The following is a 12,138-nucleotide window of genomic DNA, read 5'->3' as shown; positions in this document are numbered from 1 at the left end:
TCGACCGGCCTGCCGCAAGGGGCAGGGCGGACGGCCCTCAATCGGTTGGCTGTGCCTCGCTCGGGGTGGGCGAGGGATGGGCCAGGTGGTTTGCCGCCGCTTCCTCCGCTTTCGGGTGGCTTGCCGCATGCTCGGGCGGCTGCCGGCTTGCGTTCTCGCCGGCTTCGTGGGCGGCGGACGGCTCGGCGGCAGGGGGCGCGGACATCGCTGCCGCCTCCTGTGGGGTTTCTTTCGGCGCCTCCTTCGGCGCCTCCTTGTGCAAGGCCGCCGCCGCTTTGCCGGCGGCCGGCGCCGGGACCGGTTCCTTGCTTTTAGCCAACATTGTATCCTGTTCGCTCGCCGGCATGATAACCGTTCCGCCGGTCGCGTCCTTGATTTGGGCAGTCAAGGCCCGGACGCCCTTCATCGTCAGGTGGGTATTGTCCTTGCCGAAGAAGGCCGGCCGCGCCGCGGACAAGGCGTCCCAGTCGATCACGCGTACGTTCGGAAAATCCGCCGGCATGCGCGCGATGATCTCGTTGTTCGGCTTCATCCAGGGCTTCGGCACGTGCACGTTCACCAGCAGCACGTGCTCGCGGTCGGCCAGTTCGGCCAGCAGGGCGCGGTACTGGCTTTCGGTAATGTAGCCGTTGGTCCCGAGATGCACCAGCACCGTCTGCGCCTTGCCGCCGGCCGCGCGCCAGGCCTGGATCACCTTCAGGCCCTGGCTGGCCTGGCGTCCGACGGCGGCGTCGATGCGGATGCCGGGAATGACCTTCTCCAGGTGGGCCTGGGCGCCTTTCAGCACCGAGTCGCCGATCGCGAACAGGTCGTCGCCACCCGAGATGCGCTCGTTCGAGGCGAATTCCTCGTCGCCGATCGCGGGCGCGGCAGCGGTGGTGCCTGGAGCGACGGGCGCGACCGGCGCCTGGGCCGGGCTTTCCTGGGCCGCGGGCGTGGCGGCCACCAGCGGCGCCGGGCGGATGCCGTACAGCGCGGTGCCGGCGAACAGCGCCAGCACGGCGCCGCTGTAGCTGACCACCAGGGTTTTCATCTGGCGCGCATCCAGGCCGCGGGTGTCGAACTTCTTCATTGGCGCTTCGGTGCAGCGGTACAGCAGTTCGGCCAGCACGCCCACGGCCAGCAGCCCGCCCGCCAGCACCGCCGGCTCCGCAAAATCGGTCCAGCCGTGCAGGCGCATCCAGGTAAACACCAGCCAGTGCACCAGGTAGAGCGAATACGAGCGGCCTCCAAGCCACTGCATGACAGCGGTGCGCAGCAGCCGCGACAGCAGGAAGCCGCGGTCGCCCATCGCCGTGTAGGCCACCACGCAGGTCAGCAGCGGCACCAGCAGGAAGGCGCCCTCGTAGGTCCAGGGGTGGTCGTTGTTCATGGCCTGCATCATCCAGCCCAGGATGGCCAGCGCGGCCAGGGCGGCGATGCGCCAGCACCAGCGTGCCAGGGCCTCGCGTGCGGCCGCGCGCCACGGATTCCAGAAGCCGGCCAGGGCGGCGCCGGCGAACAGGCCCATGGCGTGGGTGTCGGAACCGAGGTAGAGCCGGTTGCGCAAGGCGCTGTCGATATCGGGCTGGAACAGCCAGGCCATCCAGGCGGTGCTGGCCAGCGCCAGCAGCAGGGCCAGCGCGCCGGTCGCCTTTTCGCCATAGCGCTTCAGGGCCAGCCAGGCCAGCGCCGGCCACAGGAAGTAGAACTGCTCTTCCACCGCCAGCGACCACAGGTGCTTGAGCACGAGCGGCGTGGTGTCGAAATAACCCTGCGCATGAAAGATCTGCCACCAGTTCGACACATAGGCCAGGGCTGCCGGCACGTCCGAGCGGAAGTGGTCGAAGGCGTCGTCGGCGCTGGGTACCGTGACCGCGGCCAGCACGATCAGGCCCAGCACCGGCGGCATCAGGCGCTTCAGCCTGCGGAAGTAGAAGGTCGGGAAGCGGAAGTCGCCCTTGCGGCGGACCTCGTCCATCAGCTTCGCCGTGATGATGAAGCCGGAAATCATGAAGAAGATGTCGACCCCGAAGAAGCCGGCGCTGAGCAGGCCGGAGACTTCGCAGTGGAACAGGATCACGGACACGACGGCCAGCGCGCGCAGGCCATCGAGTTCGGCAAAACGGTGTTCTTCTTGTAATGCGCCAGGTTGTGTCTTGGAGTGAGACATGGAAGCGTTCGGTTGTCGGTTCGTTTGTCAGTGTTTGTCGGTCAGCATCGCTTCGCCGAACAGGCGGCCGCTCAGCCCATAGCCTTTGGCCGTCAGGTGGGTCTGGTCTTTCTGCATCTGCGGCGGCTGCATGCCGGCCCAGCGCGCGGCGGCGCCCGGCCCGCCCATGGCCGCCTGCCAGTCCCAGAAGCTGCAGCCCAGCTCCGCGCCGGCCTGCTTCTGGGCCGCGGCGATCTGGCGGTGCACGCTCGCGTAGCGCAGCGCGGCGGCTCCAGCGGCGCCGGGCACGCCGCGGTCCGGCGGGCCGACCAGCATGCAGCGCGCATGCGGATACAGCTTGCGCATGCGACCCAGGTTGCTGCGCAGGTAGGCCAGGTAGTCGCCCCGCGAAAAGCGCGGGGCGGCGCCTTCGTTGGTGCCGTACTGGACCAGCACCAGCCCGTAGTCGTCCGGCGTGCCGAACAGGTTCTCGTCGGCATACGCCCAGCTGCGCAGCATGCCGCCCGGGACGCTGAAGCTGTCGAGCACCACGCGCGGCGCCTGCGCATACTCGGGCGCGAAGCCGTGCAAGGTCACCTGGCCCGACACCAGGCGGATGCGGATTGCCGCCATTGGCGCGTCGGGCACGATCTGCAGGCGGGTGGCGCTGCTGCGGCTGAGCGGCACCAGCTGTTCGGCGCCGCCATCGACCGCCACGCCCAGCAGCAGCGAGCCGTCGGGCCGCGCCTTTTCGAACACGATCGCCAGGCTCTTCGCGCGCGCGGCGGTCGAGGGCGAGCGGAAGTCGAGCAGGATGCTGTCGCCCGGGGTGTTCGAACGCATGCTCACGAAGCTCTTGCCGTACCAGCTCGGCTGCCTGCCCTTGCCCGGGTTTTCCTTGTGCGCGTAGCCGGTCTGCCAGCCGCCGCTGGCGCAGGCCGATTTCAGCGGCAGGCGCAGCCCCGGCACCAGGACCCCGGCCCCGATGAAGGAAGGCTGGACGGCGGCGCCGGGAATGCCGGCCGCGTCCAGGGCGGCGTCCATGAAGTCGGGCGCCGACGTGAGGCTGTCGCCCCAGAGCGCGATGCGCAGCGGGGCAGGCTGCGGCGCAGAAGGCGGCGGGAGTGCAGGCGAGGGCGCCAGCCCGGCGCCGGTGTGCCACGTGAAGCCCGCGTCGGCGCGCAGCACCGGACGCAGGGCGGCGCCATGCCAGCCGCAGTCCGGCGCCGCCAGCGCAGCCTGGCTGGCCAGCAAACCCAGGCCCAGGGCCGCGCAGCGGAGCATATGTATCGGGAATGACTGCATGTGATGTCGGTAAGGCGAAAACCTGTCTCTTGTTACGCCAACAGGCCACGCACCCGGGATGGGCGGCGTGGCCTGTTTGGAACCGCTAGTTTAATGACTCAGGGAATCATTTAACGCAGTATTTTCACGATTTGCTGCAAATATTTTCAGTCTGCGATCGCCACCGGCGCCGCGGCGGCGCTGGTCGGCAGCGGCACCGACTTGATGGTGGTGGCCATCTTCTGCAGGCCGGTCGCGATCTGGGTCATGTCGCCCATCTGGCTGGACAGCGAACCGAGTACGTCCTTGACTTCGCCGGCCTTGGCCAGCAGCATCGGGTTGCTGGCGGCCGAGGAAGCCAGTGCCGAACCGCGGTTCGCCAGTTCCTTGTCCTTCAGCAGGCCGAGCGCGAAGTTGAACATCGCGTTGCCGACCAGGGCGTTCTTCTTCCTGTCGTTGGCCTTGGCCAGTTCCTTGGCCGCGGCTTCATAGTTCACCTTGGCCAGCTTGGCATTCAGGTCCTGCTCCACCTTCGCTTTCGCCGCTTCCTTTTCCTTGGCGTCGGCGATGGCGTTGGCGGCGGCCAGCGCGGCTGCGGCGGCTTCCATGTCTTCCTTGGTCAGCAGGGCCTGGCCCAGCGCGAATGCCGACTGGCTGGTCAGCTGGCGCGCTTCGCCGGCGGTGGCCAGGAAGGTCTTGATGTCGGCTTCGACGTTGCCGCTGCCGGCATTGCTGCTCTTGCCGATCTTCGGCAGGCCGAAGTCGACCGCGTAGGCCTGCGGGACGATGGCGGCGGCCAGTGCGGCGGCCAGGACGATGTTCTGGAATTTCATTGTGGTCTTGCCTTTTTTATGGTGAGTTGAACTTCTGGTTGTTGAGACCTGCTGCGATGTCCCCGGCCAGCTTGCCCGCTGCGTCGAGCAGGTCGCTGTCGAAGGCATTCTTGCGGGCGGCGGCCGGCGTGCCGTCCAGGTAGCCGGCGCCGGCCACCGTGGTTTCCAGGCCGCTGCGCGCGACGACCTGCTCGCCCTGGCGGATGCGCCAGGTGATGCGCACCGTGGCGCTGTCCTGGCAGACGCGCGGTTCGCCGCTGCACTTGGCCGGGGCCGGATCGATGCGGTAGACAGCCTGCGCGCAGTAGTCGGCGGCTGCCGGGGCGGCCGCGAGGCGCGACTTGAAGCGCGTCTCCGGCCCCACCAGTTCCTGCACGCGGGCGAACACCGCCGGCGAGTAGTAGGGCGCGCGCCAGGTGCTGGCGAAGCGGTTGAAGGCAAGTTCGCCAAAGGCCGGCAGGGCCAGCGCGCCGAGCTGCTCGGCCGGCCCGCAGGCGGCGAAGCGGCGCCGCGTGGCGGCCGGGATGCCGCCGACGCTGTCGACCAGCGCCAGGTCGCCGGCCGCCGCGGCCACCGGAGTGGCGCCGAGGGGCAGGCCGGCGCCCAGCGCGGCGCCGCCGGCGTCCACGCTCTCCACCGCCGCATCGAAGAAGGGCATGCGCACCTCGCCGGCGATGCCGTCGACACGGCCGATATTCCGGAACAGGGTCAGCTGGGCGCCCGGCGCCAGCATGCCGTCGCGGTCCTGCAGGCGCAGCGGCGCGTGCGACTCCAGCGCCAGCGCGGCCTGCTCGAACTTGAGCTCCTTGCCGATGCGCGCCGCCAGGTCGAGCAGGGCGTTCTTCAGCGACACATCGCGGCGGCTGGCTTCGTCGACCGCCATGCCGGCCACCACCTGGTCGTCGCTGCGGTCGGCGCCGCGGGTGGCGAAGATCACGCGGCCGCTGCGGTCGACCAGTTCGGCCGTGACCAGGGTGCGGTAGCTGCGCACGCTGCGGTTCTTCAGCGACGACGGCAGCTCGAAGCTGCGCGACTCGGGCACGCCCAGGCGCAGGAAGTAGTCGGGCAGCTCGCGCTTGCCGCGGTGCTCGTTCGACAGCGCGGTGCTGGAAAAGGCCGTTGCCAGCACCTGGGAAAACAGCGGATTGACCTGCACCACGCTCAGCGGCGCCTTGGCGCCCAGCTGGTCGGTAAACAGCTGGGCGACGATCTCTGCCGGCATGCCCTCCGGCACGGCGTCGACCAGCACCATCACGCGCGGGCGTTTCAGCTCGTTCAGGTCGGCATTCGTTTCCTTGGCAAAGGCGGCGCCCGGGGCGATCTTGCCGAGGCTGGGCGCGCCCACCGCATACGCCGGCGCGGCGTGCACCACCTCGAGGGTATTGCCGTCGGCGTCAGACAGCAGGTCGCCTTTCGCCACGCCGCCGTCCTGGCCGCGGTCGAGCAGGTACAGGCCGTTCCACTCGCGCTTGACGGTGGCTGCCACCGTGTGCGGCTTGAACTGGCTGCGCGCACGCGCCAGCAGTTCGGCCACCAGGCCCTGCCAGGCTTCGCGGAACATGGCCTGGCGGCGCGCCGCGTCGAGACTGCCCTGGGCGACGCTGGCGCGCGCGTAATAGGTGGCCGCTACGGTGTACAGCACTTCGCCGCTCACCGCGTTGGTGAAATACAGGCTGCCCGAGACTGGCGCCAGCACGTCGGTCGTGCCGTCGACCTTGTCCACGGTATAGCTGGAGGCGCGCGCGATCTGGATCGAGCCGACCAGGGTGAAGCGGCGGTCCTTGTCGGCGACGTTCGCCACCGCATCCGGAAAGGCCTTGCGGAACTCGGCCTGGAAGTAGTCGCCGCCGCCGGCCGCCGGCACCGCCTCGCGGAAGGCGGCGTGGATCAGGCCGCCGTCGTTCGACGGCTGGAACAGGCCGCGCACCGGATACAGCTTCAGGGCGGGAGCAGCCGGGGCCGGGGCCGCGGCCAGCATGCCACCCAGGCCGAGGACGCAGGCGATCAGGCTGCGCTTCATTTCTTCTTGCCCTTGGCGGCTGGCGCAGCAGCCGAAGCCGGCGCGGCGCAGGTGCTCATGCAGATCGTGATCTGGTCGCTCTCCACGCGCGAGCGGCGCGCGGCAAAGGCGGGCAGCGCGTCCAGGCGGTCGTCGATCTCGTCCTTCAGCGACTCGCCCTTGTAGACCACCACCAGCTGGTACTCGTTGTCGGTCTGGCTGCGCAGGGTCGACTTTTCCACGCCTTCGATGGCCTTGATGGCTTTCGCCAGGCCGCGCGTGGCGGCGTCGCCCAGGTCCTTGCCCTGCAGGGTCACCACGAATTCGCGGCCATAGGTATTCCGGCGCTTCCAGTAGTCGGCGATGCGCGCGCCGATAGCCGGGCCGCCGCCGGCCGCCAGCTTCTTCGACACGTTGGCGGCGCAGTCGTTCGGGTTCTGGCCCGATGCCGATTCGGACGTGGTCTCGGACGCGATGTCCTCGCCGCTGGCGGTCGAGAAGGTCTTTACCGTCATCACGCCGGTGCAGATGAATTCGCCGCTGGCGGCGTTCCGGCCGGAGTCGATGATCACGGACGTGCCGAGCATGAAGAAGTCGGCCTTGGCGTCGGTGCGCGCGAAACCCACGTATTTCGCCAGGTCGGCGCTTTGCTGCATCTGCTCGATGGTGACCGGCTTGTTCTGGAAGTACTTGCTCTTGAAGATGTCGTTGTCCAGCACCTTCAGGTCGTAGTCCTGCATCTGCCCCTTCAGGGCGTTGTAGGTCAGGCTGGTCTTTTCCGGGCCGCGGTTCTGCGGCTGGTAGCGGATCAGTTTTTTATAGTGGACGTTGTCGTGCTCCTCGGCGGCGACGTTCTTGGCCGACAGCGAGGCGCTGCTGCTGGCGCTGGCCGAGGCGCTGCTGCTCGCGCTGGATGCCTTCAGCGAGCCGGATGCGGCGTACTGCGCGCTTGACGCCCCCTTGTCGCGCGCCGAGATGCTGTTCGAGGCGGCGCCGGCCACGGCCACCGAGCCGGACGAATCGCGCGCGGCGCCCGACATCGCGGCCGAGCCGGCGGCGTCCAGGCGGCTGTCGTGCGAGCTGCTTTGCTTGCCCGAGGCGGCCATTTTTGCGTCGATGCTGGCGCTGGAGCTGGCGGCGCTGCTTGCCGCGCGCTTGTTCGAACTGGTCGCAATCGACTTGTCCTTGAACGAGCTGCCCTTTTCGTGGCTGAACTCCTCGAGTTCCTCGAGCGGCGCCTTCAGATCGGTCGGGGTGGTGAAGAATTCATCCATTACCGCCAGCACCGAGAAGCTGCGCGCAGTGCTGGTGTTCGCGGCGATGCCGGCGTCGCTCAGCAGGGTGCGGAACTCCTTGTCGTCCATCAGCAGGGTGACGCTGGTCTCGAAGGCGTCACCGACGGCCTGGCTGCGGCGATTCACGAAGCGCTCGTCGCCGATCTGGTCGAGGATGCCGGGCAGCTTGGCCGCGACCTTCGGGTCGGCGGCCGAATCCGGGCCATTCACCTTGTTGATGCCGGCGACCAGGGCCTGCTGCTTGGCCGCAGCCAGCGACAGCGCCCTGACCGTTTGCGGGTTGCCGGCGGCAATCGCAGCACTACCGCGGCCGCTCACTTCGAAGTCCCTGGCCAGCGCCGGCGCCATGGCCAGCGCGAGCGCCATCGTCAAGAGTCGTTTCTTCATGGTGTTCCCTGTCATGGTGCCGGCCAGGCAGGCCATCGGCCTTGCACTGGCGCCAGCATTTTTATTTTTTAGAAATGTTTCAAAAGGGAATTATAAGAGAACTCGTTACAAAATATAGATCAAAGAAAAAATAATTTTTCCCATGAAGAAACTCTTTGGATGATTGGTATGGTTTTTGGTACGATCAGTGAAGAGGCGGCTTCATCGCGCCTTGTTGCGTGGCGCCAGCAGCTGCAAAGCCAGCTTCGCGCCGTAGAGCACGACAATGGTGCCGAAGAAGTCGCCGGTGGCCATCGCCACGAAGCTGCCAAGCAGGCCGCTCTTGTGTTCGGCCAGGCCGAACCAGAGGTGGTGCAGCAGCGGGCTGGCGATCGAATACACCAGGGCGCAATACAGCAGCCGCGCCGGCGTCAGGTTGGCCAGCGAGGCCTGCAGGCCGAAGCGGTGGCGCATCATCAGGTAGACCAGGTAGGGCGCCACGGCGCCGAGGAAGCCGCCGGCCACCGAACGCAGCGGATCGTCGGGAAAGAAGATGAAGGCGCAGGCGGCCCAGCCGACCAGGAACAGGCCGACGGCCCCAGCTTCGGCGAACAGCAGGGTGGCAAGCAGGCGCACGCCGGCCGGCAGGTAGATCCAGTTGATGCCCGGTGCGAATTCGAGGGAAAGAAAGAAGAGTTCGTTCACGGCCAGGGCCGCGGAGAACATCGCGATGGTGGCGCCCACCATGAGCGCATGCAGTTGAAGCTGTTTCATACCCTGGTGCAGTAAAATAGTCCGGACTGCCCGGACCAGGCCGCCATACTTTCATGCGCTGGCGTAGCGCCGGCAGCATCCGCCACCACCAACCGATGAAGAAAACCCGCCCCGCCGACATCTATGTGCGTTTCCTCCAGCTGACCGAAGCCCTGCGCGGCCTGCCTTCGCTGCCCGAGCTCGATCCGCTCGAAGAACGCATCCTGGCGCTCGTCGCCCGCGCCGGCCAGACCGAGCAGCGCCTGAGCGTGCGCGACGTCATGGGCACCACCGAACTCGGCGCCCCGGCCACCGTGCACAACCGGCTCAAGTCGATGCGGGAAAAGGGCTGGATCATGCTGGCCGATACCGAGGACACGCGCCGCAAGCGCATCGAACTGACCCAGGCCGCACTGCTGCACTTCGACCGCCTGTCCCAATGCATGGTGCGCGCCACCGAAGGCTAGGCGGACGGCATATTACCAGCTAGAAATAGCTTAAAACTATCCAATAGTCACAAGCCGGGGTCAAGTCTGACATCCGGACACGGGCTCGGCTGTAAGTCATCGAAAACCATCCAGAATTTCCGATAACGAGTCAAGGCGCGATAAACCGCTCCGCTCGATCAGTCGACATTCTCGCGCTCAGCTTGAAGCCAGACGCTTGGCTTGGCCTTCAACTCGCGGCGGTAATTACAAAGCGCACGTAATACAACGCTCCTGTGCGTTTAATGCTGCATACCTCGAAGAAATACCATCAAACCGCTCTCATTATTTCAACGCTTGATTGAGAGCCAATTCAACACAACCAACATGGCATATCGTCTTCATCGCCCTTGATTGCTTTGTGTTTAGCAAGATATCATGACAACAAAAAGTGACTATAAGCAATCTAACCGGATTGCATATCGCTCAAGCGTGCAAGGCGTGGCGGCGAAACAAGTCGCAACTATTCAAAAAACCAAAACAAGGGATTTTCAAGCATGGCAAACGAGTTGGACGAAGTAACTGGCCCGATCGACGAAAACGGCCGCGATATCAATGTCATCAGCAGGCAGATTCCGGTCAAGATCGGCACCGGCTCGCTGATCTTCGAAATCGCCTTGTGGACGGTCATTCCGATCATCGGCGCCCTGGCGCTGCTGACCGATGCACTGCCGCGCACGTATAGCCTGGCCCTGCTGGTATTGGGCGCCTTGCCGGGACTGATCTTCCAGTTCATGAAAATCTTTGCCCTGGCAAACCTGCGCAAGCTGCAGCAGAAAATCCAGGCCGACGCCTCGCAGATCGACAACTACCTGGAGCAGCGTGTTGTCGTCCTGAACAACGTGGTGGGCCTGGTGGCGAAAGCGATCGATCTCGACAAGGATGTCATGAAATCGGTCGCCGCTTACCGCAGCGGACACAACGCCGATGCCGAACGCAACCAGGCATCCCAGAAAATCGACGGTATCTTTTCGCGCATTAACCTGGCCGTCGAGGCGTATCCGGACCTGAAAGCGCAAGCGGTGATTGCCGATGCCATGCGCCAGAACAGTTACCTGCAAAAAGAAGTCACCGCGGCGCGCACGCTGTATAACGATACCGTCGGCATGTGGAACCAGGATGTCTTTGCCTGGCCAACCAAACAGATCGTTGCGGCGCGGGCGGGTTATACGACCCGCATTCCATTCACGGCCTCCGCCGAAACCAAGGCCGCCGCCCGGAGCACCTTCTTTTGATCGACGACGTCCATGAGCCGCTGGAGCAGTATGCGTCGCATTTCAAGACTGCTCATGTCACCCATACCGCGGACTTTTTCGAGGACCTCGTGCGCCGCTCCGGCGTGGACGAGAATGCCAACGCCAGCACCGTGCAGGAACTGCGCGAACTCGAGAAGCAGGCTGCGGGCGTCGGGTCGTCCAACAAATGGTGGCGCATCCTGCGCGGCCTTACCATCGCGGCTGCGGTGCTGGCGGCGCTGTACATCCTGGCGCAATACACGTGGCCGTGGCTGGTGCTTCCCGCGCTCGTGCTGGCCCCTGCAATCCATGTGCTGAACCGCGTCATCAACGACTCCGATGCGCGGTTAAAGGCCCTGCGCACGGTCTGCGACGAAAAGCGCGCCGTGGCCTGGAGCCAGATGGCGCCGCTGAACCGCCTGTTTGACTGGGATATCGTGGCGAAGCTGATGCAGAAAACGGTGCCGCGCATCGCCTTCGACGCCTATTTCAGCAACGGCCGCATGAACGAGCTGCGCAACAGCTTCGGCTGGTCCGGCAATCTCGGCGACGACCATTCCATCGTGTTTTCGCACAGCGGCGTCCTGAACGGCAACCCGTTCATCCTGGCGCGCACCCTGTCGCACTGGATGGGCAGCAAAACCTACCATGGCTCGCTCTCGATCAGCTGGACGGAGCAATACCGCGATTCGCAAGGTAAATGGCAAACCCGCACCCGCCACGAAACCCTGCGCGCATCGGTCGAGCGTCCATTCCCGGAATACGAAAACCGCACCTTCATCGTCTACGGCAACGAAGCGGCGCCGGACCTTGTGTTCACCCGCAACCCTTCGAAACTTTCGAAGCTGGAAGACGGCATGTTCGACAAATGGCGCAAGAACCGCGCCATCAAGAAGCTGGAAGCGAAATCGCGCGATGTCGGCGAGGGCAAGACATTCACGGTGATGGCCAACCGCGAATTCGACGCCTTGTTCGATGCCACCGACCGCAACCACGAAGTACAGTTCCGGCTCTTGTTCACGCCCCTGGCGCAGCAGGAAATGCTCAAGCTGCTCAAGGACAGCGAAACGGGTTTCGGCGACACCTTCGTGTTCGAGAAAACGCACATGATCAACGTTGTCGAAGCGGGGCACATGCGCCGTACCGATATCAGCGCCGATCCTGCAAGTTTCCATGCCTATGAACTGGCCCATGCGCGCAGCTTCTTCAACAGCTACCACAACGATTTCTTCAAGTCGTTCTACTTCGGGATGGCGCCCTTGCTCGCCATTCCGCTGTACCAGCAGCATCGGCCGCATGCGGACATTTACAAGGACACGTATTCGCACAAGCCCTGCTTCTGGGAGCACGAGGCGATCGCCAATTACCATGGCGAGGCGGCGTTCAATCATCCCGAATGCGTGACGCGCAGTATCCTGAAGACGGCCATGGAAAGCGAAGCCGACGGTTCGCAGGAAGTGCGCGTGACCGCCAGCGGCTTCAAGAGCGTCGCGCGGACCGCCTATATCTCGGTCTGGGGCGGCGATGGCCGTACCCACCAGGTGCCCGTGCATTGGGACGAGTATTTCGAGGTCAGCAACAGCGCCAGGGTGCTGGTCAAGGAAACGGCGGCGCCGGGCGAGGCGGCGAGCGACGTCGCCACGGACAGCTACCGCAGCGCGATGCCGGCGGCGTTTGCCCATCACGGCATCGATGCCGGAAGGGCCGTCCTGCGCCGCTCGATCCTGTCGGCGGTCGTGCCGGGCTGATGTGACCCC

9 protein-coding genes are annotated in these 12,138 nt (G+C 65.6%); 3 read left to right on the top strand and 6 right to left on the bottom strand.

Going from position 1 to position 12,138, the window contains the following annotated elements; all coding sequences use genetic code 11:
• Positions 1-37: 37 nt before the first annotated feature.
• The 6 genes from QWL29_RS13055 to QWL29_RS13030 form a co-directional block, all read right to left on the bottom strand.
• Complete coding sequence (locus QWL29_RS13055; protein ID WP_305823322.1) at positions 38-2,152, bottom strand: acyltransferase family protein; 2,115 nt, start codon at positions 2,150-2,152, stop codon at positions 38-40.
• A gap of 27 nt (positions 2,153-2,179) precedes the next feature.
• Entirely contained in the window at positions 2,180-3,415 is a 1,236-nt protein-coding gene (locus tag QWL29_RS13050; RefSeq protein ID WP_305823321.1) for a GDSL-type esterase/lipase family protein, read from the bottom strand.
• Positions 3,416-3,582: 167 nt separating this feature from the next.
• Entirely contained in the window at positions 3,583-4,248 is a 666-nt protein-coding gene (locus tag QWL29_RS13045) for a hypothetical protein (RefSeq protein ID WP_305823320.1), read from the bottom strand.
• A 16-nt stretch (positions 4,249-4,264) separates the two neighbouring features.
• Positions 4,265-6,268, bottom strand: coding sequence for a hypothetical protein (locus QWL29_RS13040; protein WP_305823319.1), 2,004 nt, complete (start codon positions 6,266-6,268; stop codon positions 4,265-4,267).
• Complete coding sequence (locus QWL29_RS13035) at positions 6,265-7,929, bottom strand: hypothetical protein (RefSeq protein WP_305823318.1); 1,665 nt, start codon at positions 7,927-7,929, stop codon at positions 6,265-6,267. Before QWL29_RS13035 ends, QWL29_RS13040 begins: the two co-directional genes overlap by 4 nt.
• Positions 7,930-8,130: 201 nt before the next feature.
• Positions 8,131-8,682, bottom strand: coding sequence for a hypothetical protein (locus QWL29_RS13030; RefSeq protein ID WP_305823317.1), 552 nt, complete (start codon positions 8,680-8,682; stop codon positions 8,131-8,133).
• A 95-nt stretch (positions 8,683-8,777) separates the two neighbouring features.
• On the opposite strand from QWL29_RS13030, the gene QWL29_RS13025 reads away from it, so the two are divergent.
• The 3 genes from QWL29_RS13025 (at position 8,778) to QWL29_RS13015 (ending at position 12,129) form a co-directional block, all read left to right on the top strand.
• Complete coding sequence (locus tag QWL29_RS13025; RefSeq protein WP_305823316.1) at positions 8,778-9,128, top strand: winged helix-turn-helix domain-containing protein; 351 nt, start codon at positions 8,778-8,780, stop codon at positions 9,126-9,128.
• Positions 9,129-9,643: 515 nt separating this feature from the next.
• Positions 9,644-10,381 carry a LemA family protein gene (locus tag QWL29_RS13020; RefSeq protein ID WP_305823315.1) on the top strand — a complete coding sequence of 246 codons (738 nt, stop codon included), beginning with the start codon at positions 9,644-9,646 and terminating at the stop codon, positions 10,379-10,381.
• A complete protein-coding gene (locus tag QWL29_RS13015) occupies positions 10,378-12,129 on the top strand; it encodes an MAG1210 family protein (RefSeq protein WP_305823314.1) in 1,752 nt (583 codons plus the stop codon). The genes QWL29_RS13020 and QWL29_RS13015 overlap by 4 nt, the downstream gene beginning before the upstream one ends.
• Positions 12,130-12,138 lie beyond the last annotated feature (9 nt).

The organism is Massilia brevitalea (assembly GCF_030711405.1).
GTDB lineage: Bacteria > Pseudomonadota > Gammaproteobacteria > Burkholderiales > Burkholderiaceae_D > Telluria > Telluria brevitalea.
Note: the sequence above shows the minus strand (reverse complement) of the source record. Positions and strands in the feature narration are given on the sequence as shown.